Raw genomic sequence first — 17,819 nt, forward strand, 5'->3', positions numbered from 1 at the left:
GATTCTTCGCAAATCGGTATCAAATTCGCTAAACAGCACGGGATTGCGCTGATATCTCCGGGATGAAACAGTGCGGCAACAGGAGTTGATGACCATGGCAACATCCAGCGACTATGCGCTTGGCGAATACACCTTCCCGCGTGGCTGGTTCATGATCGGCGCGGCCAGTGATGCCACCCGCATCCCCGCACCGATCCGCTATTTCGGCAAGGATCTGGTGCTCTATCGTGGCGAAAGCGGCACGGCCTATGTCGTCGATGCTTATTGCCCGCACATGGGCGCGCACCTCGCCAAGAACACCACGTCGTACATCGTGCGCGATGGCGAGCATGTCGAAGGCGAATCGATCCGCTGTCCGTTCCACGGCTGGCGCTTCGGTACCGATGGCGCCTGCAACCACATTCCCTATTCGGACTTCATCCCGAAGGCGGCGAAGCTGCGGACTTATCCGACCATCGAGCGCGCCGGGATCATCTGGGTATGGCACGATGAAGAAGGGCTCGAACCCGATGTCGAATTGGCCAACTTCGGCGGTCACTATGGTGAGCCGGGCTGGGTCGAATGGAAGATCGACTGCATGGGCGACCTCAACAGTCACGGGATCGAGATCGTCGACAACATGGCCGATTTCGGCCACTTCATCCCCATCCATGGCGCCAAGGACTGGCAGTATTTTGCCAACGAGTTTCAGGGACATGTGATCCACCAGTATTACAGCGCCGGGCATCGTACGCTGACTGCGGCGGACGGCGATCAACTGGTGCTCGATACCTGGTATGAAGGACCAGGCTTCCTCCAGTCGGAAATGGCCGGCGCCTTCGACAGCTTCATCATGATCGCCAACACCCCGGTGGAAGATGGGGTCACGCGCTCGTGGCATGCGCTGATGGTCAAGGTCCACGATGGTTCGCGTGAGACGACCGCCGAGGATCGCGCCAATGCGCTGATGTATCAGGAAGGCAGTCGCCTTGCCTTTGCGCAGGACGTCGAGATCTGGGCGAACAAGCGGGCGAGCATCAACCCCTTGGCGATCCCCAACGACGGCCCATACGGCAAAGTCCGCACCTGGTATCGCCAGTTCTACAACCCGCGCGCGATGGCGCCGGAGATTCAGGCGCGGGTCAATGGTCTGGCTGTGACGCTCGACCGGCGACCGGGGCATCAGGCAGCTTAACAACACGACATGACCCGTCAGGTTATGCGCGTCCGAACGGCTATCCCGGCAACGGGACGGTCGGGCAGGCGCGCGTCTCATACGGCGGGCAACAGGGAGAAGATCGATGGCTACATTTCCGGCAGGCTGTACCCTGCTGTTCGGCGGCAGCGGCGGCATCGGGCAGGGCGTGGCCCGCACCTTTGCCGAACAGGGCAGTGACATCGCGGTCGTCTGCCGCAGCAAGCGCGAGGTGGCCGAGGCGGTTGCTGCCGATGCCAGAGCGCAAGGCCGCAAGGCAAGCGTCCATACTGCCGATGTGACCGATCCGACCCAAGTGGAGGCCGTGATCGCCGATGCGATCGCGCAGCATGGCCGGATTCACTCGGTGGTCTGGGCTGCCGGACCGCTGGTCAACCAGCGCTATCTTGCCGACACGCCGATGAGCGAATGGCGGCATGCATTCGACGTCGAGGTGCATGGCTTCTTTGCCGCCACACAGGCCGTCATCCCGCACATGCGCGAGCAGGGCGGCGGAAGCTTTGTCACGCTGGGGTCGGCCGGGCATGACTGGTGGCCGGCGCGCGATGGCATGTCAGTGGCGGTCAAGGCGTCGAACGAGCAACTGGTCAAGGGTATCGCCAAGGAAGAGGGCAGGCACAATATCCGCGCCAATTCGGTGCTGGTGGGCGTGATCGACGCCGGACAGTTGCATGAACTGACCCGTCAGGGCCAACTCGACGAGGCATGGGTGGCCGAGACGCACAAGCTGCTGTGCCTGCAGCGCTGGGGCAGCGCGGCGGAAATCGGCCATGCCTGTGTGTATTTCGCCAGCAACGAAGGGGCCTACACCACCGGGCAGTCGATCTCGGTATCGGGCGGATTCGGCGTATGAGCGGGGCCGAGCGCAAGGTCGCCGTCGTCACCGGCGCCAGTCGCGGCGCCGGGCGTGGCATCGCCCGCGCATTGGGCGAGAAGGGTTTCCGGGTCTATGTCACCGGACGAACGTTGAACGAAGGCGATGCCGATCTGCCCGGAACGATCGGTTCTGCCGCGCAAGCCGTCACCGACGCTGGCGGCGAAGGCATCGCCGTGCGGGTCGACCACGCCAGCGCAGACGAGACTGCCGCCCTGTTCGCGCAAGTCGCGCGCGAGAGCGGTCGGTTGGACATTTTGGTCAACAATGCCGCCGCCTTGCATGACGATCTGGTCAAGCCGGGGCCCTTCTGGGAAAAGTCGCCGGACCTTGTCGATATCCTCGATGTCGGCTTGCGCTCGGCCTACCTTGCATCATGGCATGCGGCGCCGTTGATGGTGCGGCAGGGCAGCGGGCTGATCGCGTTTACGTCGTCGTTCGGGTCGGTCTGCTACATGCACGGTGCTGCTTATGGCGCCCAGAAAGCGGGCGTGGACAAATTCGCGGCCGACATGGGAGTCGACTTTCGCGGCACCGGAGTCGCGGCGATCGCGCTGTGGATGGGGCCCCTGCTTACCGAACGCAGCGCCCGCACGCGCGAGGAGCATCCCGAACAGTACGAGCAGATCATGGCCAATGCCGAAACGCCCGAATTCAACGGGCGGGTGATCCATGCGCTGTTTTCGGATCCCGACCTTGCCAGCTTGAACGGCAAGACCGTCATTACCGCCGAAATGGCTGAAAAGTACGGCATTGTCGAAGCCGGGGGGCGTCAGCCACCGTCCTGGCGGGCGATGCTGGGCGACCCCCGTGAGGCGCATCCCGCGATCATTGCCTGACCTGACGGTACTCCCCGGACGCGGTATTCACTTCGGGCCAAAATCGCGACAAGCATTACGCAAACGAGTATTTTCGTATGCACTTGCTATTGGTTTGCGTAGATTGTAAGCGATAGCTGCGAAGCAATTAGAATACCGGGAAAGAGGGTGCCGTCAGTGCGCGGGGCTGCCTTTTGGGCGGCCACCATGCTGTGCAGCGGTGCGACAAAAAGACTTGCGACCCATGGTGTCGCAAGCTGCGGTGTCGTGCGCCTTCTCTCCCCGGTGGCCAGTCGGGAAAACCCGGCGGCCGCCAGTCAGGGTAAACTGGGAGAGGGAGAGTGACCGTGAATCACGACAAGCCTTTGAAGAACCGGCGGATGGTCTGGTCGGACACCATGATGCTGGCTGGCGTTGCCGCAAGCGCGTTCCTGATGCCGGGCAGTGCCCTGGCCGCTGCCGAGACATCTGCTGCCGATTCCGCTAGTGAAGCGACAGGAGCGCCCTCGATCGGCGAGATTATCGTCACCGCCAATCGCCGCGCCGAACGCGCGCAGGACGTGCCAATCTCGATCACCGCGATTTCGGCCGAAAGCATCCGCGAGCGTGGGCTGAAGAACCTCGGTGATATGCAGGCGTCGGTGCCTTCGCTGGTCATCGCATCCAACGGACAGGCCTCGCGCGAGGTGATGTCGCCGTCGATCCGTGGCCAGAGCGCCTCGTTCCAAGGCTCGCCGGCGGTTGTCGTCTATATGAACGAAGTGCCGTTGCCTGCGGCGATCACGCTGAGCGGGCAGGGTGGTCCGGGCAATTTCACCGATCTGGAAAACGTGCAGGTGCTTTCGGGCGTCCAGGGCACGCTGTTCGGGCGCAACACCACCGGCGGCGCCATCCTGCTGACCCCGGCCAAGCCGACCGACAAGTTGGAAGGCTATCTTTCCGGCGGGTACGGCAATTACAACATGACCGAATTCGAAGGGGTGCTGAACGTCCCTGTTTCGGACAAGATCAGGGTGCGTGTGGTCGCAGCTTCGCGCGATCGCGACGGCTTCACGCATGACGTGAACTGGAACAAGGATCGCGACGACGTGCACACCCGCATGGCGCGTATCGGCCTGTGGCTGAACCCTGTTGAGGGTGTGACCAACTACACGATGGCCTATTATGGCTATTCGCACAGCAATGGCACCGGGTCGGTCGCGCAAAGCTTCAACACCGGTTACTTCAGGGTGCTCGATACCTATTTTCCGACCACCTTCAACTTCTGCAAGCACGCGACGGATTGTTCGTATTACGACAATCTCATCAAAGACCAGAACGCGCGCGGCATACGCTCGGTCGCTCACGGCGTCGACGACTTTGCCAAGACCGAAACCTGGGGCATCAGCAATACCACCGACATCGATCTGAACGATGCGCTCAAGCTGCGCAATATCGTCAGTTATGCGATGCTAAAGTCGTATTATGCCAACGATCAGGACGGGACGATCGCGCCGGTCTATGACACCGGCACCACGGTTGAAAGCCGCACCGCGCCCCGCGACTGGTACAAGACGGTTACCGAAGAACTCCAGTTTCAGGGCACCGCTCTCGACAAGAAGCTGACTTACACGGTCGGCGGGTTCTACTACAAGCAGTCACCCAATGGACGCATGCAATCCTGGGCGATCACCGTGTGTTCCAATCCCATGGCGACGGGGTGCCGGATCGGCGCCAGCACCATCGGTGTGACCAATGAATCCAAGGCGCTTTATGCGCAAGGCACGTTCGACTTCGGCGCCCTTTCGCCCTCGCTCGACAAACTGCGTCTCACGGCTGGGTATCGCTACACCTGGGACACGGTGGAAGGGACGACCGCATCGTGGAGCTATACCCCGGTGGGCAACCAGCAGTTTGGCCAGCTTTGCTCGTGGAAGTTCCAGTTCACCACAAACCCCGAAACCGATTGCCAGTTCGGCGCCAAGCTGAAGAGTTCATCGCCCAACTGGACCATCGGCCTTGATTATCGCCCGATGTCGGAGCTCTTGCTTTATGGCAAGGTGACCAAGGGCTACAAGGCAGGCGGCTTCAACAGCTATGCGGTGTACGATAACACCCGTACGTTCGGCCCTGAAAAAGTCACCGACTACGAATTGGGCTTCAAGTCGAACTTCACCGTCGGCGGCGTGCCGACCGTGTTCAACGTCAACGGCTTCTATCTCGATTATACCAATATCCAGCGCGCGGCGGGTGACCGCAACAATGCGACCGGCGGCAATGGCGCGATCACGCTGAGCACGGCCTCGGCAGTGATCAAGGGCGTCGAAGTGCAGGGCATGATCCGACCGATAAGGCAGCTCGAATTGGGCGGCAACTACAGCCATCTCAGCTCGCACTACAAGTCGTTCAAGTTCGACTCGAACTCGGGTGTCTGGGATTGCACCGCGACATCGGTAACTTCGCCCAAGGTGTTTGCGGGTGCGGACATGACATGTCGACCGTTGCAATATCTCTCGCCCAACATCGTGTCGGTTTATGGTCGGCTGTCGATCCCGACCCCGGCCAAGGTCGGCGACCTCAGCCTGTTCGTGAGCTATAACTGGACAGATGCGCAAGATACCGCGCCGCTTTCGACCGAGACTTTCCCCGATGGTACGGTCAACGAACCGGGCGTTCGCCTGCCGTCGTTCGGCATCCTCAACGTATCGATCGACTGGAAGAACGCGCTTGGCAGCGGTCTTGACGTGTCGGTCTTCGGAACCAACCTGACGGACAAGGAATACGCCACCAGCAACACTGGCACGTTCCAGACGATCGGCGGCCAGACCAAGATTTTTGGCGAGCCGCGGATGTATGGCGTCCGCCTGCGGTACAGCTTCGGGGGTCGTTGACCGACGACTCGTTAATGCAGATGTGGCCGCCGTCGGGCAAGATGAGGCTTTTGCCTCCCTTGCCCGGTGGCGGCCCTTTCGTTTGACCGCGTGCCGCCCCGAACTTGCCGCCCCGAACTTGCCGCCATGAACTTGTGCAGGGAAGGGCTTGCGGTAGGCAAGCCATTCGGGCAGATTGCTACGCACAGAAGCCAAAAAACAAGTCGTCAGGCGCTATTTTCGTATAATGATTCGAAAACGGCTCCGAAAATGTGGGGGAATGCCTGTGTTGCCGTTGCAGGAAATATCCGATCGTGTCGAGATTCAGGATCTCTTCGCGCGCTACAGTTTCGCTATCGATGAACGCGACTGGGATGCGCTCGACAGCGTGTTCACCCCCGATGCACGGATCGACTACACCGAATCGGGCGGGGTCAGCGGCAGCTTTGCCGAGATCAAGGCCTGGCTGCCGCAGGCGCTGGAGCGCTTTCCGATGTTCCAGCACATGGTGGCAACGACGCGCCTTGTGCTGGACGGCGATATCGCCAGCAGCCGGACGATCCTGTTCAACCCGATGACCTACCGCCCGGCGGATGGGCCGGATCAGGTATTCTTCATCGGCTTGTGGTATCGCGACAAACTGGTGCGCACACCGGCCGGTTGGCGGATTGCCGAACGGTACGAGGAGATGGGGTGGAACCACAACGTGCCGGCGATGCCGCCGGTGCCCGAGGTTTCGGACAAGGCATGAGCGCACCCCTCCCCGCCGGGCGAGCGCGCATGATGCTGCTGCGCGGGTTCTTGTGCCAGAACGTGGCGATCGGGTGCGCGTTCGGGTCGTTCGGGGTGGCGTTGATACCCTTGCAGGAGAAGTTCGGCGTCGGGCGCGGACTGGCCAGCCTCGGGATCGCACTTGCGGTCATGATGATGGGGCTGGCCGCCCCCCTCGCTGCGCCGCTGATCAACCGCATCGGCTTGCGCGCGATGATGGTGGGCGGGATCGTCATGTCGGCGGCGGGGTATGTCCTGCTGGCGCTGGCATCGAACATCGGCATGGTGTTGTTCGCTTATGCGGTGCCGATCGGGCTGGGGCTGGTCGGCTTCGGACCGCTGCCGTCCACGGTGCTGGCCGGAAACTGGTTCCGCAGCAATCCCGGCCCTGCTGCCGGACTGGTCAACATGCCGGTGCTGATGGTGCTGGTTCCGCTGGTGACGCTGCCGCTGATCCGCGAAGGCGGGCTGTCGGGCCTCTACCTCGCCCTGGCCGCGCTCCACGTTGCGCTGCTGCCGTTCGCATTCGGCATCGTCGACGCCCCCGAGGACGAGGTTGCCGGCACTGCCGCGATCCGCTCGGTGCCCGGACATCACAACGACAATGGGACCGGCTTGGGTACGGGCGGTGCAGTGTCGGCGACCACCATGCTTGGGCAGCCGCTGTTCTGGGGCATCGTGCTGGGATCGGGCATATTGCATGCAGTCGGCATCATAGCGTCGTCGCATCTGGTGGCATTCGGCATCGAGCGCGGCATTGCTGCCGGACAAGCGTCGCTGCTGGCGGCGGTCATGGGCGGTGCCAGCGTGGTCGGCGCATTCGGGTCGGGATTGCTGTGCGCGCGGCTTGGCGGCGGCAGGGCGCTGGCGCTGATTGCGGCAGGCACGGCAACGGGCTGGATGGCGCTGTTTCTGACGCAGTCGCTTTGGCCGATGGCGCTGGGATCGCTGGTGATCGGCGCGGGTGGCGCCGCCGTGTTTCCCGCGATCAGTGTGCTGGCGGGCGAACGGTTCGGCGCCCGCTCGCTGACGCGCGCCTTGGGACTTTTTGGATTGGCGACCCTGCCGATGAACTTCGGCCTGCCCCCGCTGGCGGGTGTGTTGCGTGATATGGTCGGAAGCTACGACCCTGTCGTCCTCGTGATCGTAGCAGCCTGCATCGGCGTCGCCGCGCTTTATTTCGCCATTTCGCGGGTACCGGTCAGGCTTGCGCCGACGCTCGCCTGACAGAAATTCGGATTGAACAACGGGAGACAAACAAGATGGGTAGCAGACTTGCTGGCAAGGTTGCCATCGTCACAGGTGGTGCACGCGGCATGGGCGCGGCAACCAGCCGCCTGTTCGTGGCCGAAGGGGCCAAGGTCGCCATTGCCGACATGCTGGATGCCGAAGGCGCGGCGCTGGCCGCCGAACTGGGCGAGAACGCACGGTTCTGGAAGCACGACGTGACCGATGAGGCGGCGTGGGCCACATTGGTGGCTGAGGTGGAAGCCGCGTTCGGCGGTGTCGACGTACTGGTCAACAACGCCGGGATCATCATCTTCAAGGGGATGCTCGACACCACCCACGACGACTTCAAGCGGGTGCTCGATGTCAATCTGGTCGGCGAGTTCCTTGGCATCAAGGCGGTCGCGCCCGGCATGATCGCGCGCGGCAAGGGGGCCATCGTCAACATCTCGTCGGTGGACGGCATGAAGGGCGCCAACTGTCTGGTCGCCTATGCATCGAGCAAATGGGGCGTGCGCGGGCTGACCAAGGTTGCCGCGATGGAACTGGGCCACAAGGGGGTGCGGGTCAATTCGGTGCATCCCGGTGGCGTCGATACCATCATGAGCAATCATGGCAGTGTATCGCGCGCAGAACTGAACACCACTTATTCCCACGTGCCCTTGCAGCGGATCGGTGGCCCTGAGGAAGTGGCTGCAGCCAGTCTGTTTCTGGCGAGCGATGATGCGTCGTACATTCACGGGACCGAAGTGGTCGTCGATGGCGGCATGACCACCGGCGTCTATTACCACGGCTTCCCGGGCGCGCCCGGCGCCTGATCGGAAAGGACAGGGACAATGGTCCGCATCACTTTACCCGAGGGTCTGGAACACGACCTTTATGGATATGCCAGCCGCAATCATGCCGTGCCGATCATGGCAGCGGCTCAGGCCTTTTCCAGCAGCGTCTATCGCGATAGCGGCTTGTCGCTGCGCGAGTTCGAAGGCGCGCGGATGCGTACCGCGCAGATCAACGGCTGCCAGATCTGCCGGACGTTCCGCGCCGCGCGCGATGCGCCGACCATGTTCAGCGTTGGCGGTGAAACGCCCGGGCGCATGGTGACCGACAACGGCCCGCCGCCGGACGAGGCGTTTTACGACCATGTGGCCAGCTGGCGCTCTGCATCGGACTTTTCGGATCGTGAGCGGCTGGCCATCGAGTTTGCCGAGCGCTTTGCCGAGCAACCCAAGGTGTTGAGCGCCGACGAGCGGTTCTGGGCGCGGATGCACGCCGTGTTCAATGACGGTGAGATCGTCGATCTGGCGCATTGTGTTGCCGCGTGGGTGGGGCTGGGTCGTGTGGCGCACGTGCTCGGGTTCGACACGGTTTGCCTGGTCGCACCTGCAACCGAACGCGCGGCATGAGCGAGGGTCGCCTGGCGGGGCGCGCCGCACTGGTCACCGGTGCGGCGGATGGCATCGGACGCGGAATCGCACTCCGCCTTGCGCGCGAAGGGGCGGCAGTGCTGGTCGCTGATGTCGATGCCGTGCGCGGGCAGGCTGTAGTTGCCGAACTGCAGGCAATGGGCGCGCGCGCTGCGTTCATCGCTTGCGACGTGACGCAGCGTGATCAGGTCACCGGGGCGGTCGATGCCTGTGTCGAGGCCTTTGGCGCGATCGATGTGCTCGTCAACAATGCCTATGGCGGCGCAGGGCCGCAGCGCATCGAGAAGAACACCGATGCGCGCTTCGAAGCGGCACTGAAGATGTGTCTTTATGCCACCAAATGGGCGATGGAGCGTGCGCTTCCACATATGAAGGCGCGGCAGTGGGGGCGGATCATCAACATGGCATCGCTCAACGGCGTGAACGCGCATATGGGATCGGCGGATTACAACGTCGCCAAGGAGGCGGTGCGCGCCTATTCACGCAGTGCCGCGCGGGAATGGGCCGGTTACGGAATTTGCGTAAACGTGATCTGCCCGGCTGCGGTTTCGGCAGCATACCGACGCTTTCAGGAAACAGCGCCGGATGTGGCTGCAGCCATCTCGGCATCCAATCCGATGGGTCGCATGGGCGATCCTGAAGCGGACATCGGCGGTGTGGCGGTATTCCTTGCCAGTGAGGATGCGCGCTATCTGACCGGCAACACCGTGTTTGTCGATGGTGGCGGGCACATCAACGGGGTGCCCTGGACGCCCGATCTTGGTCCGGCCGACTGACCTGCCGCACTTGTCGCGCCAAATTGCGAGCGGGTATCAGAACGTGCGGGTCTGGCCGCCATCGACCATCAGGGTCTGACCGGTGACATACCCCGACAGACTGCTGGCAAGGAACACCGCGGCCGCGCCGATATCGGATTCGGGATCGCCGATGCGGCGCAGCGGAACTTTGGCGATTTGCCCTTCATAGGCTTGAGGGAAATGTTGACGCCATTGCTCGACACCGGGCGACAGCGCGAACGGGCAGATCACGTTCACCCGTACGCCCTGTTCGCCCCATTCCTGCGCTGCGGTTTTCGACAACGAGCGGATCGCTTCCTTGGCGGCGCCATAGGATGCCTGGGTCGGCATGCCCTGAATGCCCGCGCCACTGCCGAAGTTGATGACCGATCCTTGCGTTGCGACCAGATGCGGATAGGCCGCCTTCATCAGCAGGAACGTGGGCCAGAAGCCGGTATCGAACGCGATGTTCATCGCCTCGATCGAGGTTTCGATCAGAGGCAGTTGCGCCGACGCTTGCGCCGCGTTGACCAGCGTATCCAGCCGCCCGAAGCGGCCGACAGCCTCGGCCACGATGGCGGGCAGGGCCTCGCGATCGGCCAGATCGACCGGCAGGAAATGGACTTGCCCCAATTCGCCCAGTTCGGCGGCGGTGGCATTGCCCAGTTCCACTTCGCGGTCGACGATAAGAACGCTGGCACCGGCTTTGACGAAGGCGGTGGCAACCCCCTTGCCAACGCCGCGCGCAGCCCCGGTGACGATGGCAACCTGATCTTTCAGCAACATGTTCCGGCCTCCGCCTGGCTTTATGTTTTTGCGTGAAAAATTATCCTGTGAACCTCCATATTTGATGTCTATGGAATTGTTAATGACTAAAATGCGGAATTATGAGTTGATTCCGTAGCGACTATTGCGATTGAGAGGAGTGCTTTGGATGACCGACTATTCCCCGCGTCTTGGTGCGCCTGACAGCGCCGTGGTGATCACCGGCGGAGCCTCGGGCATCGGGCTGGCGACCGCATGGGCACTTGCGGCGGTGGGTAGGCCGGTTGCCTTGTGGGACATCAACGCCGAAGGGGCGCAGGCCGCAGCGGCAGCGATCGCGGCGCAATATGGCGTTGCGACAACGGGGCTCTCGGTCGATTTGCGCGATTCGCAGGCGGTGATGCCCGCTGCCTTGGCGACCCGCGCAGCGGTCGGTCCGGTCGGGGGTATCGTCCACGGGGCGGGAACTGCCGTGCAGACCGGAATCGATGGGGTCACGCCCGACAATTTCGATGCCGGGATGGGTCTGCATGTCCGCGCGCTGATCCTGTTGGCGCAGGCGTTCATGGACGATCTGAAGGCCAATCCGGGCAGCGCCATCGTGGCGATCGCCTCGATCAACGCATGGTTCGGCAGCGCCGCGATCCCGATTTATACGGCGGCCAAGGGAGCGATCATCTCGCTGGTGCGTTCGATGGCGGACGAGTTGTCGCGATCGGGTGTCCGCATCAACGCGGTCAGCCCCGGCATGATCGACACGCCCATCCTTGGTGACATGCGCGACACGATGGCGCAGCTTTATGGCCCGCGTATTTTCGCGGGCCGATTTGGCCAGCCCGATGAAATTGCCCGGACGATCCGCTTTCTGCTGTCTGATGAAGCCAGTTACATCACCGCGGCGGAATTCGTGGTCGACGGCGGCATCCGCCACTCGCAACGGCCCTGAGGGCAAGCGTATAGTAAGGCGGCACCATGGTCGTGTCGCCATGGAAATGGGAGAGTGCCATGCGTTCCATCATCGTGACCGGCGGGTTTGGCGTGCTTGGCCGCGCCGTGGCCGAAGCGTTTCGGGCACAGGGTGACAAGGTCGCCCGCATCGACTTTGCGCCCGCTGCCGCCGATCCGAATCCGGGCGGCATCGACATCGGCGGCGTCGACCTGACCGACGCGGCCACCGCCGACAAGGCGGTCGCACACGTGATTGCGGTCCAAGGTGGAATCGACGTGCTGGTCAATGTGGCGGGCGGTTTCGTCTGGCAGACCCTTGCCGATGGCGGGCCGTCGACTTGGGGACGGATGTTCGCGATGAACGCCACGACATGCGTGACCATGACCAAGGCGGCGCTGCCGACCTTGTCGGCTACGGCGGGGGCATCGATCATCAACATCGGCGCAGGTGCCGCAGCGCTTGCCGGCGCAGGCATGGGCGGTTACGCCGCGTCGAAGGCCGCCGTGCACAAATTGACCGAAAGCCTTGCAGCCGAGCTTGCGGGTACAGACTGCACCGTGAATGCGGTCCTGCCCAGCATACTCGATACGCCGACCAACCGCGCCGACATGCCCGATGCGGACTTCACCCAATGGGTCAGGCCGCAAGCGCTGGCGCATGTGATCGTGTTTCTGGCATCGCCCAACGCGCGGGCGATCAGTGGCGCGCTGATCCCGGTGTCGCGCGGAAGCTGATCGCGGAAATCCACGGGAAGGGGTCAGGCAGGCGGATAGATGACGCCTGCCTCGCCGCTTTGCGTCTGCCACAGCGCATCGCGGCGGACGATGCGCCAGCCTTCGGGCCGGTGCTCCCAGCGGTCGACATATTCGCCGTTGGAATCGAACACAGGCCCCAGCGGATCATCGCGGCGTTGGTGACGGGCCTGCACATAGGCACGGCTCGTTGCGGTAACGGCGCCGGGATCGATCGTGACCACAATGCTGCCGATCAGATGCTGGGTGGAACCACAAACATCGAGGAAGCGCCGCATGTTCGCGGTCAGTGCAGCGATGCCTGCCTGCTCCCCCAAGCCATAGTCGAATGTCAGGTCGTGCGTGAACACGTCCGCCAGCGCGGCCCAGTCCTTGGTGTCGAGTACGCGGGCGAACCGGGCAAGGCCATCGCGGATCGCGCGCTCGGCAACAAGCTCTGCCAGCAGCGTGGGCGCGCCGACCGACGAGGGAGTCTCATCGACAACGAACATCCGGGTGGCCGTCCGGTCGAACACGTTTTCCTCATCCTGCGCGATCGCCTGGGCAATGGCGGGCTCGGCCGCACGGGCGAGAAAGCGGTCGTAGGCGGCGCGATCGGCAAAGCGCATCTCGGTCACGCTGTCGAAGTCGATGGCCGCGACTGCGCTTTCGAACGCGCCGGACCGGGCGACATAGTTGCGGCGATAGTCGGCGATCCCCGGCAGCAATGACAGGATCAGCGGTGCGTGGCGGGTTTCATAATAGGCGATGAACGCGGCGCGCGAGAGGCCGGGCTTGGCCTTGAGCAGGGCGATGACCTTGATCATGCCGCATCATCCCCGAAGCTGACGACCGTTCGCAATGCCCGACCAGACTTCATCAGGGCAAAACCCTCGTTCACCTGGTCCATCGGCAGTCGGTGCGTGACCAGATCCACCAGATTGAGCCGTCCTTCGGCAAAATGGTCAAGCAGGCCAGGTACTTGGCTGCGGCCCTTCATGTTGCCCATGAACGAGCCTTTGACCGTGCGGCCAAGTTGCAGCGCGAATGGCACGATCTGCATGACTTCGCCATCGGCCGGCACGCCAAGGATCACCGTGCAGCCCCAGCCAATCCGTGTGCTGTCGAACGCCTGCTGCATCAGGTGCGCGTTGCCGACGCATTCGAAGGCGAAATCCGCCCCGCCGTCGGTCAGGGCGCGAATGGCCTCGACCGCATCGGTTTGCGCTCCGTTGACGAAATCGGTCATGCCGAAGCGGCGCCCTTGCCCGTCGCGCAGTGGATTGATGTCCACCCCGATGATGCGGCTGGCACCGGCCAGCCGTGCGCCCTGAACCACGTTGAGGCCGATGCCGCCAAGGCCGAACACGGCGACGGTCGCACCGGGAGAAACTTGCGCGGTGTGGAGCGCCGCACCCACGCCGGTGGCGACCGAACAGCCCACGGTGCAGGCCAGATGGAACGGCACATCCTTGCGGATCGGCGCGACGTTGCGTTCGTTCATCACCACGAACTGCGCCAGCGAGCCGACCCCCGAATAGGCCGAAACGCGCTGGCCGTCGCGGGTGAACGGCGTCGGCTGGCTGGCGATCTCGCCAAGGAATACCTCGCACAAGTTGGTCTTGCCCGAACCGCAGTTGCGGCAGGTACCGCATTCGCCGATGCCAAGCGGGATGGCGTGATCGCCGACCTGTACCGAGGTGACGCTGCTGCCGATCTGGCGCACGATCCCGGCGCCTTCGTGGCCGACGACAACCGGGAAGGGGTAGGGCGCGGCCTTGCCCTCCAACTGGCTGAGGTCGGTGTGGCACAGGCCACTGGCCATGATCTCGATCAGCACTTCGTCGTGGCGCGGGGGGGCGAGATCGAGTTCCTCGCATACCAGCGGCGTATTGGGGGCGTGGGCGACCATGGCCTTGATCTTCATCAGCGGTCTCCGGGAATGGCAGCGGGCGCGGGCGGCGCGATGCCAAGGATCATGTCAGCGGCCTTTTCGGCGATCATCGCCACCGGGATCGCGGTGTTGCCGCCGGGCAGATGCGGCATGATCGAGGCATCGACCACCCGCAGCCGGTCAAGGCCATGGACCCTGAGCTGCGCATCGACGACGGCCATGGCGTCTTGTCCCATTCGCGCCGTTCCCACCGAATGATAATCGGCCTCGGCATTGGCGCGGATGTAGGCGTCGATCTCCGCATCGCTCTGCACGTCGGGGCCTGGGGCGATCTCATCGCCGCGCACCTCGTCAAAGGCCGACTGGTTGAACACATGCCGCGCGATGCGGATGCCTTCGCGCATGACGCGGCGGTCGTTCTCGGTGGCGTTGTAGTTCTGATCGATTACCGGCGGAGCATCGGGATCGGCACTGGCCAGCGTGACGGAGCCTCTGGCTTCGGGGCGCGCGACGTTGATATGGGCATAGAACCCATGCATCGGTACCATCGTGCGCCCGTTGTTGCCGAACAGCGCCGAGACCAGCAGCATCTTGATGTCGGGTTCGTCCAGCGCGGGATCGGACTTGACGAAGCAGGCCACCGACATGCCAGGATCGGCCAGCGGGCCGCTGCGGGCAAGCAGGTATTGGCCCATGGCCAGCGCTCCACGCAGCGGGTTGGCGTAGCGCAGCATCGAATAGGGCTTGGTCGAACGGTATTTGACGTGCGCGGCGAGATGATCCTGCAGACCCTGGCCGACGCCCGGCAGGTCGGCGACAACGGGCAGACCGTGCTCGGCCAGATGGGCGGCAGGACCGATGCCCGACAGCATCAGCAGGTGCGGCGTATTGATCGCTCCGGCGCACAGGATCACTTCGCGTCGCGCGATCGCGGTTCGCTCGGTGGCAGCATGGACGAAAGCGATTCCGCTGGGCCGCCGCCCATCGAACAGGACTTTGCGCGTTTGCGCATGGGTCAGCACCGTCAGGTTGGGGCGCTTGAGGACAGGTCGCAGATAGGCCGACGAGGCGCTGGAGCGCCGCCCCTTGCCCACGGTCAGGTCAACCGCCCCGAACCCTTCGCGCATCGCACCGTTCAGGTCGGCGCAGAAAGGATAGCCCGCCTGTTGTCCGGCCGCGATGAAAGCGCGGGCAAACGGATGGTTCTGACCTGCGCGGGTTACCTGAATTGGCCCGTCCGCTCCGTGCCAATCGTCGTGCGCGGGCGAAAAGCTTTCCAGCCGCTTGAAATAGGGCATCACTTCGGCAAACGACCATCCGCGATTGCCCGCTTGCGCCCAGCGGTCATAGTCGGAATGGAAGCCACGGTCATAGGCCATGCCGTTGATCGAAGATCCACCGCCCAGCACTTTGCCGCGCGGGAGGTAAAGCATTCTGCCATCAAGGTGGACTTGCGGCGCAGACATGAACTTCCATGCGTGGCGGCCCGCCATCATGATCGGCAAAAGGCCGCCGGGCGCCGCGATCAGCGGGCTGGAGTCCTTGCCGCCCGCCTCAAGCAGCAGCACCTGCGTGGATGGATTGGCGGACAGGCGGTTGGCCAGAATGCAGCCGCCTACGCCACCGCCAACGATGACGTAATCGAATTCAAGCGGTGGCATGCTCTGCCGCGGTTGCACGTCGACCGCCATCAGGCCGGCGCCTGCGCTATCGCCCGTGCCGCACGGCGCCCCGAAAAAATGCAGTCGGCATAGGACAATCCGCTGACATAAAGGTTCGAGCATATGCCCACTGCATTGCGACCGGCGGCATAAAGGCCCGGCAGCGGCGCGCCCGAACGGTCTTTCACCGCACCGCTCGCCTCATCCACTAACAGGCCGCCCACCGTCATGCAGGCGATGGGGAACATGCGCGCATCGACCGAGGCGTCGATGGCATAGAACGGACCTTGCGTCAGTTCCGCCATGTCGGCCGGGGACTTGTGGAAGCGGTCGGGCGCTTCGCCTTGCGCGGACTTGTTGTACAGCGCCAGTTCCTGCGCGAACAGGACCGGCGACAGGCCCAGCTTGCGGGCCAACGCTTCGGGCGTCGGTGCCTTGATGGCGGCAAACAGCGCGTTGACCAGCGTGATGTCGCGCTGAAACCCCAACACGTCTTTGCCGAAGGCGTCGCGGAAGGATTGGCGGAACAAGCGGCGATCCAGGATGATATAGCCGCGACCGGCATTGCGCTCGATCATCTCGTCCCCGATGCGTGCGCCGTACCAGGTTTCATTCGCAAAGCGCTGGCCGCCCGCATTGACCAGCATTCCCTGACCCCATGCGCGCGGCGGTGACAGGAAGCGCCATGCCGAAACGCGCTCCATCAGCCCGGCATCGCCACCGGCAGATACGCCGAGCATGATTCCGCTGCCATTGTCGCCAAGGGTGCCGTTGGGCAGACCTGCGGCGTATTCGGGCGCGAAGTGCTGGACCATCGCGGGGTTGCAGATGAAGCCGCCCGCGCTCAACACCACGCCGCGCCGGGCGCGCAGCCAGGCGCTGCTGCGCGCACTGGATTCCAGCGCTCGGGCGCGAGCGAGGTAGCGAAAGCCGACCGCGTAAGTGATCCGCGCGCCGGGAAAAGTTGGCGACAGCATGGCCATCCAGCGATTGGCTTGCGCGACCAGATGCGAATGCCGCTTGCGGATCGCCGGATCGGCCAGCCATTCAACCCTGACGCCGATCACTCGTCCGTCGCTGTCGCAGGCCAGTTGCCGGGCTTCTGCGTGCGAGCGGAAATCGAGGCCAAGCGCCAGCGCCGCGGCGCGCAAGGGATTGTAGATCCCGGCGCCAAGTCCCCACGGCTTGCTGCCGTTCCTGTGCACGGTGCGATGGCCGCGCGCGGCAGGCGGAGTGATCGCGCAAAACGGCCCGGCAAGGCTGCTGTCGGGGTGATACAGATATTTGTCGAGCGGCGGGTACGATGTCTTGGTGGGGTGCAGGGCCGGGCTGAACGGAGCGCCGTGCTGGCGCAGCCATTCGAAGTTGTCGACGCTCTCGTGGCAAAACCGGGTCAGCGTTTCGGGCGCAACAACGTCGCCGACCTCGCACTTGAGGTAGGCTTCCATCGCGGCCGGATCGTCAATCACACCAGCCTCGCGCTGGATCGAGGTGCCGCCGCCTGCGTAATAGACGCCGCCGTTGGCCGCCGACGAACCGCCGCCGTCATACTGGTCAAGTCCGATTACCGAAAGGCCGCGTTCAAGCCCTTCGAGGGCCGCGGCGATCCCGGCTCCGCCAAGGCCCACCACCACCATGTCGGCATCGCCCTGCCAGGGGTGGGCATCTGGGTCGGCGATGCGAAGCGGCGCATCGATGGCAAGGCCCCAGTCGCCAACCGGCTGGCCCGAAGCAGGCGTTGCGGCCAGCGGACGGCTGCTCCACGCGCGCTGCCAAGGGCTTGGCGGGATCGCGTCCACAGGTGGTGGTGTGTCTTGGCTGGCCATCAAGTGCCTCTCCCGGTGGCGCTGTCCCTTAACGTTGCGCGTTATGACGATTTGCGTAG

16 protein-coding genes are annotated in these 17,819 nt (G+C 63.7%); 11 read left to right on the top strand and 5 right to left on the bottom strand.

The window, feature by feature from the left end; translation table 11 throughout:
• Positions 1 to 94 precede the first annotated feature (94 nt).
• The 9 genes from LDN95_RS05180 to LDN95_RS05220 all read left to right on the top strand — a co-directional run bounded on the left by LDN95_RS05180 (position 95) and on the right by LDN95_RS05220 (position 9,934).
• Positions 95 to 1,174 carry a Rieske 2Fe-2S domain-containing protein gene (locus LDN95_RS05180; protein WP_226016578.1) on the top strand — a complete coding sequence of 360 codons (1,080 nt, stop codon included), beginning with the start codon at positions 95 to 97 and terminating at the stop codon, positions 1,172 to 1,174.
• 106 nt (positions 1,175 to 1,280) lie between these two features.
• Entirely contained in the window at positions 1,281 to 2,048 is a 768-nt protein-coding gene (locus LDN95_RS05185; protein WP_226016579.1) for an SDR family NAD(P)-dependent oxidoreductase, read from the top strand.
• Entirely contained in the window at positions 2,045 to 2,908 is an 864-nt protein-coding gene (locus LDN95_RS05190) for an SDR family NAD(P)-dependent oxidoreductase (RefSeq protein ID WP_226016580.1), read from the top strand. The genes LDN95_RS05185 and LDN95_RS05190 overlap by 4 nt, the downstream gene beginning before the upstream one ends.
• Before the next feature lie 320 nt (positions 2,909 to 3,228).
• Positions 3,229 to 5,757, top strand: coding sequence for a TonB-dependent receptor plug domain-containing protein (locus LDN95_RS05195; RefSeq protein ID WP_226016581.1), 2,529 nt, complete (start codon positions 3,229 to 3,231; stop codon positions 5,755 to 5,757).
• Positions 5,758 to 6,022: 265 nt separating this feature from the next.
• Positions 6,023 to 6,487 carry a nuclear transport factor 2 family protein gene (locus LDN95_RS05200; protein WP_226016643.1) on the top strand — a complete coding sequence of 155 codons (465 nt, stop codon included), beginning with the start codon at positions 6,023 to 6,025 and terminating at the stop codon, positions 6,485 to 6,487.
• Positions 6,484 to 7,734 carry a CynX/NimT family MFS transporter gene (locus LDN95_RS05205; RefSeq protein ID WP_226016582.1) on the top strand — a complete coding sequence of 417 codons (1,251 nt, stop codon included), beginning with the start codon at positions 6,484 to 6,486 and terminating at the stop codon, positions 7,732 to 7,734. Before LDN95_RS05200 ends, LDN95_RS05205 begins: the two co-directional genes overlap by 4 nt.
• A 35-nt stretch (positions 7,735 to 7,769) precedes the next feature.
• On the top strand, positions 7,770 to 8,552 hold the full coding sequence (locus tag LDN95_RS05210; protein WP_226016583.1) for an SDR family NAD(P)-dependent oxidoreductase: 783 nt from the start codon (positions 7,770 to 7,772) through the stop codon (positions 8,550 to 8,552).
• An 18-nt stretch (positions 8,553 to 8,570) separates the two neighbouring features.
• Complete coding sequence (locus tag LDN95_RS05215) at positions 8,571 to 9,137, top strand: carboxymuconolactone decarboxylase family protein (RefSeq protein ID WP_226016584.1); 567 nt, start codon at positions 8,571 to 8,573, stop codon at positions 9,135 to 9,137.
• Positions 9,134 to 9,934: an SDR family NAD(P)-dependent oxidoreductase gene (locus tag LDN95_RS05220; protein ID WP_226016585.1), complete on the top strand. Its 801-nt coding sequence runs from the start codon at positions 9,134 to 9,136 to the stop codon at positions 9,932 to 9,934. Before LDN95_RS05215 ends, LDN95_RS05220 begins: the two co-directional genes overlap by 4 nt.
• Before the next feature lie 36 nt (positions 9,935 to 9,970).
• Here the strand turns inward: LDN95_RS05220 and LDN95_RS05225 are convergent, their stop codons facing one another.
• On the bottom strand, positions 9,971 to 10,720 hold the full coding sequence (locus tag LDN95_RS05225) for an SDR family NAD(P)-dependent oxidoreductase (protein WP_226016586.1): 750 nt from the start codon (positions 10,718 to 10,720) through the stop codon (positions 9,971 to 9,973).
• A gap of 148 nt (positions 10,721 to 10,868) precedes the next feature.
• On the opposite strand from LDN95_RS05225, the gene LDN95_RS05230 reads away from it, so the two are divergent.
• Together LDN95_RS05230 and LDN95_RS05235 are read left to right on the top strand one after the other, a co-directional pair.
• Positions 10,869 to 11,645, top strand: a complete 777-nt coding sequence (locus LDN95_RS05230) for an SDR family NAD(P)-dependent oxidoreductase (protein ID WP_226016587.1) — start codon at positions 10,869 to 10,871, stop codon at positions 11,643 to 11,645.
• 59 nt (positions 11,646 to 11,704) lie between these two features.
• Positions 11,705 to 12,382, top strand: coding sequence for an SDR family NAD(P)-dependent oxidoreductase (locus tag LDN95_RS05235; protein ID WP_226016588.1), 678 nt, complete (start codon positions 11,705 to 11,707; stop codon positions 12,380 to 12,382).
• A 23-nt stretch (positions 12,383 to 12,405) separates the two neighbouring features.
• On the opposite strand, the gene LDN95_RS05240 is transcribed toward LDN95_RS05235, so the two are convergent.
• From LDN95_RS05240 to LDN95_RS05255, 4 genes are read right to left on the bottom strand one after another with little or no spacing between them, the layout of a single operon-like run.
• Entirely contained in the window at positions 12,406 to 13,206 is an 801-nt protein-coding gene (locus tag LDN95_RS05240; RefSeq protein WP_226016589.1) for a nuclear transport factor 2 family protein, read from the bottom strand.
• Positions 13,203 to 14,306, bottom strand: coding sequence for a zinc-binding dehydrogenase (locus LDN95_RS05245; RefSeq protein WP_226016590.1), 1,104 nt, complete (start codon positions 14,304 to 14,306; stop codon positions 13,203 to 13,205). Before LDN95_RS05245 ends, LDN95_RS05240 begins: the two co-directional genes overlap by 4 nt.
• A complete protein-coding gene (locus tag LDN95_RS05250; protein WP_226016591.1) occupies positions 14,306 to 15,964 on the bottom strand; it encodes a choline dehydrogenase in 1,659 nt (552 codons plus the stop codon). The genes LDN95_RS05245 and LDN95_RS05250 overlap by 1 nt, the downstream gene beginning before the upstream one ends.
• Positions 15,964 to 17,760, bottom strand: coding sequence for an FAD-binding protein (locus LDN95_RS05255; RefSeq protein ID WP_226016592.1), 1,797 nt, complete (start codon positions 17,758 to 17,760; stop codon positions 15,964 to 15,966). The genes LDN95_RS05250 and LDN95_RS05255 overlap by 1 nt, the downstream gene beginning before the upstream one ends.
• Between the last annotated feature and the right edge of the window lie 59 nt (positions 17,761 to 17,819).

It is taken from the genome of Novosphingobium sp. FKTRR1, from assembly GCF_020404405.1.
In the GTDB taxonomy this organism is placed as follows: domain Bacteria; phylum Pseudomonadota; class Alphaproteobacteria; order Sphingomonadales; family Sphingomonadaceae; genus Novosphingobium.